This window comes from Segatella paludivivens DSM 17968 = JCM 13650, from assembly GCF_000373185.1.
Classification (GTDB): Bacteria; Bacteroidota; Bacteroidia; order Bacteroidales; family Bacteroidaceae; genus Prevotella; species Prevotella paludivivens.
Genome location: NZ_KB890686.1, coordinates 77848 through 93919 on the forward strand (window position 1 = coordinate 77848; position 16072 = coordinate 93919).

Consider the following 16072-nt stretch of genomic DNA (forward strand, 5'->3'; position numbering starts at 1 on the left):
TTTGTTATCTTTGCACACTAGAGAAACTGATTTAAATAGCATAATTCAAACTATGCTCACTCTCTTGCAATACTTTCATTCACAGGAGGCAGAATAAATAAGACTAGAACGTAACGGACAAAAAATCAAGATTATGGAATTTACAACAAAAGTAAACATAACTAAATCATCATGGACAATTCATCCTTGTGAAAGAATGCTTTTCGTGGGTTCATGCTTTGCTGAGAATATTGGCAAAAGATTTCATGAGGAGAAATTCAATACAGATATAAATCCATATGGTGTAATGTATAATCCGGCGAGCATTCTGCATACTGTTGAAAGATTTTGTGAAGAGTCCGAAAACAAGCCAGATAAGGCTTTCCTTACTCTAGGCACAAACCATGTTTATATTTTAAATGAGACTGGTGAGATTGTAGACAATTGCATGAAAAAGTCACAAAAACTATTTACCGAGAAAGTATTGTCTACAGATGAATGTTACAACTATCTACGCAAAGCAGTTATGAGATTGATGTCTAAGAATCGAGACATTAGAATTATTGTTACAGTAAGTCCTATCCGGTATCGTAAATACGGATATCACGAGAGTCAACTCAGTAAGGCAACTTTGTTGCTAGCTGCAGACCGACTGTCAAAAGAGGAACACGTGGATTATTTTCCTGCCTACGAAATAGTTAATGACGAACTGCGTGACTATCGCTTCTACAAAGAAGACATGCTACATCCTAGCGATCAAGCTGTTGAATATATATGGGAACGATTTGCTGAAATCTATTTTGGCGATGACACGAATAAGTTTCTAAATGAATGGAAGCCGATAAAAGAAGCATTAAACCACAAGCCCTTCAATCCAGAAGGAGATGAATATAAAAGATTTATTGCAGAAGCAAAGAATAAATACGATTTATTGGTAAAGAAATGGGGCATTAACAAATAGGTAAACAAGATACTTTAAAAAGAAAAAGTCTGCATTGTTATCAATATGATACAATGCAGACTTTTATTATTTAATGTAGAATACTAGAGCGTTTTCTTTTGTTTTTTACGTTCTATATATACCGTAAGCAAAACTACAAGCAGAAGTATCAAATAAGAAACATAAGCAATAGTCTCAGTCTGGTCGACACTCTTCGGATAGAATGTAAGCACAACCTTATGACTTCCTGGTGCAACATTCAATGCGCGGAGCACATAGTTCGCACGACCTAGTTCTACAGGTTTACCATCAACAGTCGCAGTCCATTCAGGATAGTATATTTCTGAGAATACAACTACTCCACCTGTTGCACTCTTCACATCATAACACAACTTGTTTGGCTCGTATGAAGTAATCTTAACCAAAGACGTACTGTCTTGCGGTTTAGACTGTCCAAGTTGTTTCTTGAATTTAGAATCAGCAACAGCCTCATGGCGAAGGTCTATTTTTGCAACTTGATCTATTTCCTGATTTGCATTGTCTACATAATCAACTTTGTCAACAAACCAAGCGTTACCATACACATAAGGATTCTGTATTGCTACCGTCTGATTACCCTGCAAAGGAACAATAAAGTATTTTGCATTGAGCATATTAAGTATTGGGAAGATGCTGTCACCGCTAACCTTTGTCATATCACCTCCAGCGGTTGATATTGCAGGCATCAGTTTCTGCATTTCAGGACTGATATAAGCCTCTATCAGTTCTTGATAGCGACGAAGTTTTGCAGCATGATATCCACCAATACTCTTATGATAATAACTTGTTTCGTTCTCATTAAATGTGTTGGTAGACAAATTCAGCACACGATAATCCAAACTCTTATCCTGAAGAATCTGTTTATCAGTTGCCGTCATTGCCGGTGCCTGTTCACGAACACTCTGTTCTACAAACATGTCATCATTAAGATAACGCTTGTTTACCTGCCACATATCAATAAGACAAAGCAAGGTAATAGCACCTATCATATACTGAGCCTTTAGTTTGCCTAACTTGAAAAGGAACAAGAAGAAAGAACCGATAACGATAATCCAGAATGAGCGCCAACAATCTGACGTAAATATATTTTCACGGATACTACGCAAATTAGTCTCCAAAGGACCTATATATTCTGCCGGAATACTCTTTAGAGCCTGCATTTCTGATGAAGAAATGAAGTCTGAGAAGAATACATTAGGCATAATTGCAAAAAGTAATGCAACACCAGCTGTAAGTCCAAAACTAATATAGACAAACTTTATCTTGCTCTTAAGAATCTCTGGTTCATCAACTATCTTCTTTAAAGTGAGCATTGCAAGCAGCGGTATCGTGAATTCGGCAATTACAAGAATCGACGCAACCGTTCGGAACTTACTATACATCGGTATATAGTCTATGAAAAAGTTTGTGAAAGGCATTAAGTTTCGTCCCCACGACAACAGGATACTTAATACCGTGGCACCAAGTAAAGCCCATTTCATAGGTCCTCTTACAATAAACATTCCTAGTATAAACAACATAAGCACAAATGCACCTACATATACAGGTCCACTTGTTCCAGGTTGTTCGCCCCAATACTGACCCATTTGCTGATATATCTGCATGAAATTAGGATCAGCCTTTTCCATAGCCTTGGCATTTGCTGCTAATGGCACAGAAGCACCACCTTTAGTGTTTGGCACAAGTAATGTCCAAGTTTCATCAATACCATAACTCCATTGAGTTATATAGTCACGATCAAGCCCACTGTTTGTTTGGTTAGCTGTATTCTTCTTTACCAATTCACTTTTACCTCTCATACTCTCCTGAGAGTATTGCCATGTATGGTAAAGATTGGATATATTAAGCATTATTCCGATGAGGGCACCGGCAGCACATGCTAACGTAGCCTTTCCGAAATGCTTTAAATTCTTTTGTTTTATAGCCTCTACTAGATATGCGATAATCATGAAGAATATTACAAACAAGAAGTAATATGTCATCTGCACATGATTTGCAGCGACCTCAAACGCAGAGAAAATCGCGGTAACTATAAATCCCCAGAGATACTTCTTTCGATACGAAAGCACAACTCCAGCTATCATAGGCGGAAGATAAGCAAGAGCCATCACCTTCCATATATGTCCTGCTGCTATAATGATAAAGAAATAGGATGAGAAGGCCCAAATAACAGAACCCAAAGCCGCAAGCGATTGTCTGAAATCAAAAGCGCGAAGAAGAATATAGAAACCCAAAAGATATGCAAAAACATACCATACGTTCTCAGGCAACCACAAATGATATGCCTTAATAGCCTGCTGCAAAAAACTTGTACTCTGATAAGTTGGTGCAGTCTGATAAGTTGGCATTCCACTAAATGTAGAATTAGACCATCGTGTTATCTTACCTGTACGGTCATGATATTCGCTTTGTTCCTGACCTGCACCACGTCCAGCTGAAGCATCATGGCGATACAAAATTCGTCCTTCTGTATCAGCAGGAAAGAAATAGGCAAAAGAGATAATTGCAAAAACTACCACAACCAGGAGGTCCGGCAGATATTTCTTTAAAGTTTCCATTATATTTGTATAAACGTTTATATTTTGATATCTGCATGCAAAGATAGTGCAAATATTGAAGAGAACAAAACGATTTTGTCCATTTTTTATCTTAACACAACACCAATCTTCAACAGCTATTAATGATACATGCTAAACATAATAAAAAAACATACGGGACATAACTTTATCGTTATGCCCCGTATGTACAAAAAACCAAAATTAAACTCTATTGTCTATTCTCATTCTTTGTTTTTATGTGTTCTTCATATTCTGCTAATTCACGTTCTCCAACATGTGCAAGTCCATAATGTTCGTCGTGCTGACTAAGGTCTAGACCTATTTCCTCACTTTGAGAACTTACTCGCATTGGAATCATTTTATCTATAAGCCAATATCCGAAATAGCTCATACCAAAAGTATAAACAAATACGATTACAACGGCCAATATGTGATAGAGGAATACTATAAAACCAGCCCAAGTTCCAGATATTAATCCACCTTGGATGAATATACCTGTAAGAACTGTACCGAAAATACCACCAGTTCCATGAGTTGGGAATACGTCTAAGGCATCATCAATTCTAGAATGACTGCGCCAATAAACTGCAATATTACATATGATTGTTATAACAAAAGAAATAAAGATACTCTGTCCAACAGTTACATATCCAGCAGAAGGAGTAATGGCGACAAGACCGACAACACATCCAACAGCAGCACCCATAGCAGAAGGTTTACGTCCACGAAGACAATCAAAGAATATCCATGTCATCATCGCTGTTGCACTTGCAGTGTTTGTATTAAGGAATGCCTTAACTGCTGTACCATCTGCATGAAGTGAACTTCCAGCGTTAAATCCAAACCATCCAAGCCAAAGTAATGCTGCACCAAGTAATACAAATGGAATATTTGCTGGTTCTGCGTCTATAGTTGACTTCTTTCTGCGTCCTAAGAATATAGCTCCTGCCAAAGCCGCCACACCAGAAGATGCATGAACCACAATACCACCCGCAAAATCGACAACTCCCCATTTCAGGAATAAGCCATCAGGATGCCATGTCATGTGGGCCAGCGGACAATAAATCATAACGAAGAAGAATATCATGAAGAACAGGTAGCCAGAAAATCTAACACGTTCGGCAAAAGATCCTGTAATCAAAGAAGGTGTTATAATAGCGAATTTCATTTGGAACAAAGCAAACAAAGCAAGAGGGATAGTAGCACCACCAAGTACTTTACCAGTAGCTGTCATATAGACTCCTGCTCCAACATGCTTAAACATTAAGAACGTCAATGGATTACCTATAATACCTCCAATATCATCACCAAAAGCAAGGCTGAATCCAAAAACTACCCAAAGGATACTGATAAGTCCCATCGCGATGAAACTTTGAAGCATCGTTGAAATAACATTCTTAGCTCCAACCATTCCACCATAGAAGAATGACAGTCCTGGAGTCATCATTAGCACGAAGATTGTTGAAGTGATAAGCCATGCAACATCTGCGGCATTAATCTTTGAGAAATCACATTTGAACGAAGGTTCACCTACGAAAAGCCCTGAAATGGCAATAATAACCATTGAGAGCATAAGTATTATCCATCTCTTTTTCATTACTCTGTTTGTATTGTATACCATAATTATAATAAAATTCTAATCAATCTTTATAAGCCTGCTCATGTATCCCGGTAACTGCCCTTCCGCTAGGGTCATTCATATTTTTAAAAGCCTCATCCCATGCAAGGGCCTCTGCCGTACTGCAAGCAACACTCGGTACACTTGGCACAGTAAGTGCAGCGCTGTCACTTGGGAAATGTTCTGCAAATATAGAACGGTAATAATATTCTTCTTTATTGCGTGGAGGATTAATAGGGAATCGCTCTTCCGCATGTTCCATCTGCTCATCACTAACCTGATCTGACGTTATTTTCTTCAAAGTGTCTATCCATGAATATCCTACTCCGTCACTAAACTGTTCCTTTTGTCTCCAAGCTACCTCTGCCGGCAGCATATCAGCAAAGCCTTCTCTTACGATTTTCTTCTCCATCGTCTGTCCAGGACACATCTTTGCTTCTGGATTTGTTCGCATTGCGATATCAAGAAATTCTTTGTCAAGGAATGGCACACGACCCTCTACTCCCCATGCAGCAAGACTCTTGTTGGCGCGAAGACAATCATACATATAAAGTTTAGACAATTTTCTAACAGTCTCTTCATGGAAAGCCTTTGCCGAAGGTGCCTTATGGAAATAAAGATATCCACCGAAAATTTCATCAGCGCCCTCACCAGATAAAACCATTTTTATACCCATACTCTTTATCACTCTTGCCAAAAGGTACATTGGGGTTGAAGCTCTGACAGTAGTAACATCATAAGTTTCTATGAAATATATAACGTCACGTATTGCGTCAAGACCTTCCTGTATGGTGTAGTTAATTTCATGATGAACTGTTCCTATATGATCTGCCACCAACTTAGCCTTAGCTAAATCAGGAGCGTTCTTTAATCCTACAGCAAAAGAATGAAGTCTTGGCCACCATGCCTTTGTAGAACCGTTATCCTCTACTCTATTCTGAGAAAATTTCTCAGCGACAGCACTAATAACAGAAGAATCTAATCCACCAGAAAGCAAAACGCCATAAGGAACATCACTCATAAGCTGGCGCTTTACAGCATCCTCCAGACCATCGTGAATCTCCTTAACACTAGCCTTATTGTCTTTCACATTATCATAATCCATCCAATCGCGTGTATAATAACGTTTCATCTTACCTTCACGACTGCTATAATAATGTCCTGGCAAAAACACCTCATATCTGTCACAATTGCCTTCAAGAGCTTTAAGTTCACTTGCTACATAAACTTTTCCGTCGTCATCATATCCTATATAAAGAGGTATGACTCCCATTGGATCACGAGCAATAAGGAACTCATCCTTTTCTGCATCATAAAGTGCAAATGCAAAAATACCACTTATATCCTCAAGAAAATCTATTCCTTTTTCTCGATATAAAGCAAGGATGACTTCGCAATCACTTCCTGTTTGGAACTGATACTTACCCGCATATTGTTTTCTTATATCATGATGATTGTAGATTTCACCATTCACCGCGAGAATCTGTTTCTTGTCTGGGCTGAATAAAGGTTGTTTTCCTGATTCAGGATCTACAATTGATAATCTTTCATGAGCTAGAATCGCGGAACAGCCACAATAAATTCCATTCCAATCCGGACCGCGATGACGAATTTTTTGACTCATACGCAAAGCTTTCTGTCTTAGTTCAGAAGTTTGCTCTTTAATATTAAATATTGCTACGATTCCACACATAATAATATGTTCTACTGTTTATTGGTTACAATTTGTTTGCTATTTATGCTGCAAAGTTAGCAAAACGATAGCAAAAAAGGCAAAACACAATACAAAAAGATATTAAAATAGGCAGAAAGTGTAAAACTGTAAGGTCACAGATGTCTGGTAGTTACAATTCGGCGCTATTAAAGCATAAATAGTATTAAAATGAAATAAAGCTTCAAAATGAAGATTTTTTATGTATCAAAGGAACATATAAATGCATAAAACATTTATGTATTTATCCTCAAATGATAGACGCTGGTGCACAATAACTATAAATAACAATAATTTATTTGTTCATAAGATGAGGTTTTTATTAACTTTGCACCAAAGAAAATATATAAAAGATGAAGATAGGAATTATAGTTGCGATGGATAAAGAATTCGCACAACTGGAGAAAGTGTTTCATAATGATGAAAATATCATAATTCAGAAATGCGGCATTGGTAAGGTTAATTCTGCTATTGGTGCAACAAAGATGATATCCGAGCATCATCCTGACCTGATTATTTCAACAGGATGCGCTGGCGGAGCCGACACTACACTGAATGTAGGGGATGTTGTTGTTGCAGAAGAATGTACATACCATGACGCATATTGTGGAGACAACTGCGAATTTGGACAGATTCTCGGTATGCCGGCACGTTTCAAAGCACCTGAAAATTTGGTAAGTGTGGCTTTAAAGCTAAATCACGGAGAACTTAAAATAAAGAAGGGACTTACTGTAAGCGGAGAGTGGTTTGTTGACAGCCAAGAAAAGATGACACAGATAATGGAAAAGTTCCCTACTTCTACAGCTGTAGACATGGAGAGCTGCAGCATAGCACAAACATGCCATATCTTCGGTACACCATTTATCAGTTTCAGAATAATAAGTGATGTTCCACTTAAAGACAACAAGGCACAAATGTATTTCGACTTCTGGGACCGTATGGCTGAGGGAAGTTTCGAAGTTACAAAAAGTTTTATTGACGCAATAAATAAATGATTATGGATAAAATACCAAGTTTTACAATAAATCACGAAGCACTTCTTCGTGGCATTTACGTTAGCCGCAAGGATAATGTCGGTAATGAGACTATCACTACTTTTGACATTAGAATGAAGGAACCTAACAGAGAACCTGTATTGCATAATGGAGCAATACATACTATTGAACATCTTGCTGCAACATATTTGCGCAATGATGCAGAATGGAAAGACCGCATAATATACTGGGGACCTATGGGGTGCCTCACTGGCAATTACCTACTAGTCAAGGGAGACGTTCAGAGCAAGGATATTGTTGAATTAATGAAGAGAACATTTAAGTTTGTAGCCGACTTTGAAGGAAACATTCCAGGAGCTGCGGCAAAGGACTGTGGCAATTATCTTCTTCATGATCTTCCTATGGCAAAATACGAAGCAGCAAAATATCTGCACGAAGTATTAAATAATATCAAAGAAGAAAACATGGTATACCCTAAGTAAACTATTGTTATTGGCAAGTTGGCAATTTCATTATAATTGCCAACTTACTATTTTTCATCAAAACTTATATATTCCTCCATCAATCCATTCGTCATCAGCTTTCAAAACAACTCCTTTTGTAGAACTGTTTACATCTGTAGCAAACAGATTTCCCGTACATGTGGTAACACCACAAAGTGAAATTTTCACATCATCAAAGATCCGTTCATAAATAGTATTTCCTACACCGTCAAGGCATGAAACGGTTATGCTCAGACTACTGGTCGCATCTTGAGGAAAGGTGTATAATTCATAAACTGAGGAATCGGCACGAGCATCCACATCAACATTCCGTATCTCTGTCTGTCGTGAGTTAACACATCCCATACCACTGGCACCATCAAGGGTACTACTACCGCCAGTATAAAAGAACTTTATTTGTTTGACATCCTCAGGAACCTTATCCTTGATCGTGAACAATATCTTTGCGACGCATCTTTTAAGAGTCATCTGATAATCAGAGTTTCCCTTTACATTGATGTCTTCACTATAAACGAATGTATCAGTCACTTTTCCGTTAAAGGTTATTCTATTCATGTTTGTCATTGAAGCATTCGAGCTACAATTATGCGCTAAAGCCACAACCATATAGTTCCCTTCTGGGAGTGACACTTTTATAGTGCCAAAATCATTATCGTTATCAGAACATTGACTAATAGATTTCACCCTATCCCCAATACTGTCATAGACGGCAAAGTTTATCTTATTGCACACTTTCGATACATCTACGATACCACGAGTATCAATATTTCCTACATGGAAATTAAGTTCAAAACCATCTTTGTTCTCAACATCAGACTTATCAAAACTTACCCGCTCGCAAGAAGTCTGTGTAAAAATAAGTATTATTAGTATTAAAGTATTTATTAATTTAGTCATTATCTATTTTACATATCAAATTTATATCCCACAGTCAACGCAAAAAAGTTGCTTTTGGAATCATTCACCTTGTTATTTTTAGTTACACCTATATTATATCTTGCGTCAACTACAACATGCATGTATTCATAAGATACACCCAACGGTATTGACACATCAACACTCTTATATTTATCATTGGTATTTTCATCATGTTTCACCATCGTACCATAAGAATGCTCTCCCGTACGTTCATTTATAGTGAAAGGGGTTACTTCGTATTTTTCATTAGTGTCTACAGGAAAGCCCATCTGCAAACCAGCTTTAATAGCCAATCCATCTGCCACATAATAATTCAATGTAAGCGGAACATTTATGACATTTAAGTTCACCGTATGATCTGCATAACCTTCATAGTTTACAGATGACGAAGCACTTAATCCGCTCTCGTCAAGATAACGGCAGCCCTGCATTGTATATAATGCAGCCAATGACACACTTAACGGTGAGGTCAACTGATATTCAGCCTCTATTCCACCAGTAAAACCGGCTTTGTATTTTGGCGAACAAGCAGTATTCTTCCCAATAATGAAATCATTGTTTGTCATATCAGACAGACATACACCAACCTTTGGAATGATTGAAAATGTTCCAACACGGCTTTGCGCACTGCAAAAAACTGTCGTTGCACAAAGAGATAATAAAAAGAAAAAGCGCTTCATAATAAAAAGTATTTTATTATGAAACGCCTTGATATTGAATTTATTGCATTTAATCTACTGCATTGTAACCTTTTGTACTGTTATGAGCTAACAAATCCTTAAGATTCTGCTCTTTAAATCCGCGTTCTTCCTGTTCTTTATGAATGAGTTCTGCCTCTTCCTTTTCAGCTTCAGAATGCTCGAATGTTATTGTACGGCTCTTCAATTCAGCAATCCCCCATCCTATCAGGGCAACTACTATAAGTGCTATAAAAATGTATAATCCAGTCATAATATAGATCTATTAAATATTAAATCTTATTTGAACGCTTACGCTCCTGGTGATCAAGGATGACCTTACGAATACGCATATTCTTAGGAGTTACCTCTACATATTCATCTTCCTTGATGTATTCTAGACATTCCTCAAGACTCATCACAGTCTTTGGAATTACACGAGCCTTGTCATCACTACCACTGGCACGCACGTTAGTAAGCTGCTTTGCCTTTGTTACATTGATAACTAGGTCATTATCATGAATATGCTCACCTACAACCTGACCATAATAAACTTCTTCTCCTGCGTCAATAAAGAATTTACCACGATCCTGAAGTTTATCAATTGAATAAGCAAATGAAGTACCTGTCTCCATGGCAATCATTGAACCGTTCAAACGGCGTGTGATTTCACCCTTGTATGGCTGATACTCCTTATAAATATGTGCCATGATAGCCTCACCCTGACTTGCAGTAAGTACATTGGTACGAAGACCAATGATACCACGTGAAGGAATATCAAATGTAATATTTACACGATCACCTTCAGTGTCCATACCAGTCAATTCACCCTTACGGCGAGTTACCATATCAACCATCTTACTAGAATAGTCTTGTGGAACGTTGATTGTGAGTTCCTCAATAGGTTCACACTTAACGCCATCAATTTCCTTATAGATTACCTGTGGCTGACCAACCTGAAGTTCATATCCTTCACGGCGCATTGTCTCAACAAGTACACTAAGGTGAAGTACACCACGACCACTAACAACCCATTTATCGGTTGAATCCTCGTAAGGACGTACACGCAAAGCTAGATTCTTTTCTAGTTCTTTCTGCAAACGTTCATTGATATGACGGCTAGTACAGAACTTACCTTCCTTACCAAAGAATGGAGAATCATTAATCGTGAAAAGCATACTCATTGTAGGCTCATCAACAGCGATAGGTGGCAATGCCTCTGGATTTTCCCAGTCTGCGATAGTATCACCAATCTCAAAACGCTCCAAACCAACAACAGCACAGATATCACCACTTTTTACTACGTCGGTAGGCTTGTGACCCATACCTTCGAAAGTACGCAATTCCTTAATTTTGGTTTTTTCCTTAGTTCCGTCACGATGACAGATTGTGATGTTCATACCATTCTTCAATTCACCACGGTGAACACGACCTACAGCTATACGACCTGTATAACTAGAATAGTCAAGAGAAGTAATCAACATCTGAGGAGTTCCGTCAAGATGCTTTGGAGCTGGGATAATTTCAATAATCTTATCAAGAAGATATTCAATATTATCTGTTGGCTTTTGCCAGTCTTCTGCCATCCAACCGTTCTTTGCAGAACCATAAACAACTTTAAAATCAAGCTGCTCTTCAGTGGCATTCAGATCGCACATAAGGTCGAAAACCATTTCATAAACTTCGTCAGGACGACAGTTTGGCTTATCAACTTTATTAACGACAACGATTGGCTTCAATCCGAGTTGCAAAGCTTTCTGCAACACGAAACGAGTCTGAGGCATAGGGCCCTCAAAAGCGTCAACAAGCAAAAGGCAACCATCTGCCATATTCAGCACACGCTCAACCTCTCCACCGAAGTCAGAGTGTCCAGGAGTATCTAGAATATTGATTTTTACACCTTTCCAGTTTATTGATACATTCTTTGAAAGAATGGTTATACCTCGCTCACGCTCCAAATCATTGGAGTCAAGAACTTCGCCACTGTTATCCTGTCCGTCACGGAAGAGTTTTCCAGCGAGCATCATTTTGTCGACCAATGTTGTTTTTCCGTGGTCGACGTGTGCAATTACTGCAACGTTTCTAATGTCTTGCATTTCTTTACCTTAAATATGCTAAATTACAATTTCGATGCAAAATTACAAAAAATAACTGAAGTAATGTTCATTATTGATTACTAATGGTTTACATAGGCACGTTAAAAAACGTTATAACGGATAAAACTATCTAATTATCGCACTTTATTTTTAAGTTTTATTGCTAACTTTGCAGCGCATTTTCGGAGAATCCGATGCATTTGAGAGTGTGGCTGTTGTGATTAAGGCAGTTTGACACCCGAAGGATGTAATGATGCAACTTAATTTAATCAATTTCACAGCTATGTATTTAGACAAAGCAAAGAAGGAAGAAATCTTCAACCAGTATGGTAAGTCAGCTACTGACACAGGTTCTGCAGAGAGTCAGGTCGCACTTTTTACATTCCGTATCAAGCATCTTACTGAGCATGTAAAGGCTAACCGCAAGGACAAAGTGACAACTCGTTCACTGACTCAGCTTGTAGGTAAACGCCGCGCATTGCTTGATTATCTTTACTCTAGCGATATCAATCGCTACCGTGCTATCATCAAGGAACTCGGTCTTCGTAAGTAATCTGGTTATTGGATTAAGAATAAAAAAATCCCGCACCTCTATTGAGTTGCGGGATTTTTTTATCATTACGGTTTTGATACAAAATAACAAAACCTACAATTACTTCTTTTTTAGTATCTCATTTAACGGGGTCATTACAAAATCCCTCTCCTTCATTAAAGGATGAGGAATTTTCAAGTCAGGTTCATCAACCGTAATATCATCATAAATCAATATGTCTATGTCTATTATGCGGTCTTGATACTCATGATTTACCGACTTTCCAACTCTTCCCATGCGCTTTTCAATCTCCTGCGTTGCCTCCAGCAACTGTCTCGGAGCAAGTGGTGTTTCCACACACACGCACATATTTATGAAAAGGTTTGGACTTTCAAACCCCCATGGCTCAGTCTCATAAAGAGCTGACTGACACGTAACAGTACCAATCATGCTTTCCATGTATTGAACAACCTCACGCATATTGCGCTTACGGTTTCCAATATTCGAACCCAAACCTAGGTAAACTTTATGTAAAGCCAATGTTGCTACAAATTATCAATCGTTGAGTATCAGCAGAGAGTCGCCATAGCATCCAAACATATAACCGTTTGCAGCAGCTTTCTTATAACACTCCATAACTATGTCATAACCACCAAAAGCAGCTGTAGACATAAGTAATGTAGAATATGGATGATAGAAGTTGGCAACCATACAGTCTGCCAATCCAAAATCAAATGGAGGGAAGATGAACCTGTTTGTCCATCCAGAGTATTCTTTCAACAAACCGTCTGTACCAACAGCAGTTTCAGTTGCCTTAACAACACTCGTACCAATGGCAAGAACATGATGTCCGCTTTGTTTTGTCTTGTTTACCAAATCACAAGCCTCAGCAGTAATAACCATCTGCTCAGAATCCATCTTGTGTTTTGTCAAATCTTCAACTTCAATAGGATTAAAGTTTCCTAGTCCGCAATGCAAAGTTATATAAGCGTCATTGATACCACGTATTTCCATACGTTTCATCAATTCACGACTAAAATGCAATCCTGTAGCTGGAGCTGTTACCGCCCCTTCATTCTTGGCATATACAGTCTGAAAATCTTCCAAATCCTCAGGTGTAGCGTGATTGCTTTCACGGTTATCTATAATATAACGTGGCAATGGAGACTCTCCTAGTGCGAACAAATCATTTCTGAACTCATCATGATCACAATCATAAAGGAAACGAAGCGTACGACCACGGCTAGTTGTATTATCAATAACCTCGGCAACCATTGTGCTAGTCTCGTCAAAGAATAGTTTGTTTCCAATACGAATCTTGCGAGCTGGCTCTACAAGAACATCCCACAAACGCATCTCCTCATTGAGTTCGCGCAACAAAAACACCTCTATCTTTGCATCAGTCTTCTCCTTCGTGCCATAAAGGCGTGCAGGGAAAACCTTAGTATCATTGAAAACGAAGGTATCGCCTTCATCGAAATAATCGAGTATATTGCGAAATTCCAGATACTCACCCTCAATAGGCTTACCATCGGCATCCTTCTTGAACATGTCTATTTCACCAGATTTTTTGTGAAGCACCATCAGACGACTCTCATCACGACGAGTCACCTTGAAAGATTCCTTGGTGCCATCATCATTGGTGAATTCACGAGTGAAACTGTGAGGATACAGGGCTACCTGCTCCTTATTCAGATTAAATTTGAACTGTGATAACTTCATATTTATTTATCAGTTTGTACTAACCATTCTTTTATTTGCTCGTAATCGAGACATTTATCTATTGTAAAATCACCGACTCTGGTACGTCTCAATGCAGTAAGATATGCTCCACTGCCAAGTGCACGCCCCAAGTCACGTGCCAAAGCGCGTATATAAGTTCCCTTTCCACATACTACATGAATACTGAGCAACATCTTTTCAGCATCGAAATCTGTCACCTCAATCTCATCAATATGTACATTTTTGGTTCTCAGCGTCACTTCTTCACCAGCACGGCGCAAGTCACAAGCACGATCTCCGTTTATCTTCACTGCGCTATATGTAGGCGGAACTTGCTCTATATCGCCAATAAACTGTTTGAGTTTACTGATTATAAGTTCACGAGTAATATGCTCTGTAGGAAAATGCTCATTTTCCTCATGCTCCATATCATAGCTCACCGTTGTAGCACCCAGCTGCAAAATAGCTGTATATTCCTTTGTATGACCTTGAAATTCCTCTATTCTCTTTGTAGCTTTACCGGTACACAATATCAAAACTCCTGTTGCCAAAGGATCAAGCGTTCCGGCATGGCCTATTTTAACTTTATATCCAAGTTCATGTGAAAGCACATAGCGCACATGCGCCAATGCGCCAAAACTTGTTATGTGGTAAGGTTTATCTATTGCAAACACCTCACCTGCCTTGAAATCCTTATTCATCAGCTAGCCATTACTAGTGAATGCCCAGTAAGAAGCATTACCAAAATTATTAATCCAACAACAATACGATACCAACCGAATGCCTTGAAACCATATTTGGCAAGGAAACTTACAAACCATTTCATTGCCAGCAAAGCAACGAAAAATGCGATAACACATCCTACTAACAATAGCATTATATTATGTGGTGTAGCCCATTTTGTACCTTCGCCGAACATTTCTATCAAATCAAGCAGTGTAGCTCCTGCCATTGTTGGTACGGCAAGGAAAAAAGAAAATTCAGCTGCATTCTTACGTGTCAGTTTCTGCTGCATTCCTCCGACAATGGTCGACATACTGCGACTCATACCTGGAATAACAGAAAGGCACTGGAATAAACCTATAAAGAAGGCACGTCTGCAAGTAACCTTATTATCTTCTTTACCTTTATTGAATATTCTGTCACAAAACAGCATAAAGATACCACCTAGCACAAGCATAACAGCAACAACTTCTACACTATCAAGCAGCCAGTCAAGCAATCCTGATTTCTTTGCAGCCAAGCCGATAAATACAGCTGGTATAACGCCAACGATAAGAAGACCATAGAATTTCATCTTACTGATAAATTCCTCATAGTTTCTCATTTGGAAAAATTTTTTCCAATATAAACATACGACAGACAGAATTGCTCCAAACTGTATAATGAAAGTAAAGGCATGAACAAATGGATTGCCTTGTTGGATACCTAGTAAATTCTGAGTTATTATCATGTGACCGGTTGATGATACCGGCAGGAATTCAGTCAAGCCTTCAACAATGGCAATGATGATTGTTTGTATTAAATCCATTATTCAGCAGCGTTATTTTCGTCTTTTGGTTTACGGATAACAGCGTAGATGATAGATATAAAACCTACGAAGCATACTACCGGAGCTACCTTTATGCGAATAGCACTGAATATTTCTGGGTTAAATGTATTCTCTGTAGAACCTGCACCACCCATGAGAATAAACCCGATTATGACAATAGCCACACCGACAGCCAACAATATAAAGTTGGTTTTGTCGAAAGCGAAATTCTTCTTATCCATTGTTTTTTTAT

General features: G+C 38.4%; 16 protein-coding genes. 4 read left to right on the forward strand and 12 right to left on the reverse strand.

From position 1 onward, the window contains the following. Window positions 1-133 precede the first annotated feature (133 nt). Window positions 134-940 (forward strand): GSCFA domain-containing protein, encoded by an 807-nt coding sequence (locus tag B045_RS0113785; RefSeq protein ID WP_018464857.1) that lies wholly within the window; start codon window positions 134-136, stop codon window positions 938-940. Window positions 941-1023: 83 nt separating this feature from the next. On the opposite strand, the gene B045_RS0113790 is transcribed toward B045_RS0113785, so the two are convergent. The 3 genes from B045_RS0113790 to asnB all read right to left on the reverse strand — a co-directional run bounded on the left by B045_RS0113790 (window position 1024) and on the right by asnB (window position 6827). Beyond that, window positions 1024-3516: a YfhO family protein gene (locus B045_RS0113790; protein WP_018464858.1), complete on the reverse strand. Its 2493-nt coding sequence runs from the start codon at window positions 3514-3516 to the stop codon at window positions 1024-1026. Window positions 3517-3724: 208 nt separating this feature from the next. After that, window positions 3725-5113, reverse strand: coding sequence for an ammonium transporter (locus B045_RS0113795; protein WP_025883728.1), 1389 nt, complete (start codon window positions 5111-5113; stop codon window positions 3725-3727). 43 nt (window positions 5114-5156) lie between these two features. Beyond that, on the reverse strand, window positions 5157-6827 hold the full coding sequence (asnB, locus tag B045_RS0113800) for an asparagine synthase B (RefSeq protein WP_018464860.1): 1671 nt from the start codon (window positions 6825-6827) through the stop codon (window positions 5157-5159). Between the two features lie 371 nt (window positions 6828-7198). Here asnB and mtnN point away from each other — a divergent pair, with 371 nt between their 5' ends. Both mtnN and B045_RS0113810 read left to right on the forward strand, forming a co-directional pair. After that, window positions 7199-7840, forward strand: a complete 642-nt coding sequence (mtnN, locus tag B045_RS0113805; RefSeq protein WP_018464861.1) for a 5'-methylthioadenosine/S-adenosylhomocysteine nucleosidase — start codon at window positions 7199-7201, stop codon at window positions 7838-7840. Window positions 7841-7842: 2 nt separating this feature from the next. Continuing rightward, window positions 7843-8322, forward strand: a complete 480-nt coding sequence (locus tag B045_RS0113810; protein ID WP_025883730.1) for an S-ribosylhomocysteine lyase — start codon at window positions 7843-7845, stop codon at window positions 8320-8322. A 57-nt stretch (window positions 8323-8379) separates the two neighbouring features. On the opposite strand, the gene B045_RS14780 is transcribed toward B045_RS0113810, so the two are convergent. From B045_RS14780 to typA, 4 genes are read right to left on the reverse strand one after another with little or no spacing between them, the layout of a single operon-like run. Continuing rightward, window positions 8380-9240: a FimB/Mfa2 family fimbrial subunit gene (locus B045_RS14780; RefSeq protein ID WP_018464863.1), complete on the reverse strand. Its 861-nt coding sequence runs from the start codon at window positions 9238-9240 to the stop codon at window positions 8380-8382. 8 nt (window positions 9241-9248) lie between these two features. Next, window positions 9249-9941, reverse strand: coding sequence for a porin family protein (locus B045_RS0113820; protein ID WP_025883733.1), 693 nt, complete (start codon window positions 9939-9941; stop codon window positions 9249-9251). A gap of 49 nt (window positions 9942-9990) precedes the next feature. Beyond that, on the reverse strand, window positions 9991-10212 hold the full coding sequence (locus B045_RS0113825; protein WP_018464866.1) for a hypothetical protein: 222 nt from the start codon (window positions 10210-10212) through the stop codon (window positions 9991-9993). 19 nt (window positions 10213-10231) lie between these two features. Beyond that, complete coding sequence (gene typA / locus B045_RS0113830; protein ID WP_018464867.1) at window positions 10232-12034, reverse strand: translational GTPase TypA; 1803 nt, start codon at window positions 12032-12034, stop codon at window positions 10232-10234. Between the two features lie 283 nt (window positions 12035-12317). On the opposite strand from typA, the gene rpsO reads away from it, so the two are divergent. Beyond that, window positions 12318-12587, forward strand: a complete 270-nt coding sequence (rpsO, locus tag B045_RS0113835; protein WP_025883736.1) for a 30S ribosomal protein S15 — start codon at window positions 12318-12320, stop codon at window positions 12585-12587. A 99-nt stretch (window positions 12588-12686) separates the two neighbouring features. Here the strand turns inward: rpsO and folK are convergent, their stop codons facing one another. Genes folK through B045_RS0113860 form a run of 5 tightly spaced genes read right to left on the reverse strand, consistent with a single transcriptional unit; the run spans window position 12687 to window position 16061 of the window. Continuing rightward, the gene (gene folK / locus B045_RS0113840) at window positions 12687-13106 is read right to left on the reverse strand and encodes a 2-amino-4-hydroxy-6-hydroxymethyldihydropteridine diphosphokinase (protein ID WP_025883738.1); all 420 of its coding nucleotides are present in this window, start codon (window positions 13104-13106) and stop codon (window positions 12687-12689) included. A gap of 15 nt (window positions 13107-13121) precedes the next feature. Continuing rightward, window positions 13122-14288 carry a tRNA preQ1(34) S-adenosylmethionine ribosyltransferase-isomerase QueA gene (gene queA, locus B045_RS0113845; RefSeq protein WP_018464870.1) on the reverse strand — a complete coding sequence of 389 codons (1167 nt, stop codon included), beginning with the start codon at window positions 14286-14288 and terminating at the stop codon, window positions 13122-13124. 2 nt (window positions 14289-14290) lie between these two features. Continuing rightward, window positions 14291-14989 (reverse strand): tRNA pseudouridine(55) synthase TruB, encoded by a 699-nt coding sequence (gene truB, locus B045_RS0113850; protein WP_018464871.1) that lies wholly within the window; start codon window positions 14987-14989, stop codon window positions 14291-14293. Continuing rightward, window positions 14989-15819 carry an undecaprenyl-diphosphate phosphatase gene (locus tag B045_RS0113855; protein WP_018464872.1) on the reverse strand — a complete coding sequence of 277 codons (831 nt, stop codon included), beginning with the start codon at window positions 15817-15819 and terminating at the stop codon, window positions 14989-14991. The genes truB and B045_RS0113855 overlap by 1 nt, the downstream gene beginning before the upstream one ends. Then, window positions 15819-16061 (reverse strand): DUF3098 domain-containing protein, encoded by a 243-nt coding sequence (locus tag B045_RS0113860; protein ID WP_018464873.1) that lies wholly within the window; start codon window positions 16059-16061, stop codon window positions 15819-15821. The genes B045_RS0113855 and B045_RS0113860 overlap by 1 nt, the downstream gene beginning before the upstream one ends. Between the last annotated feature and the right edge of the window lie 11 nt (window positions 16062-16072).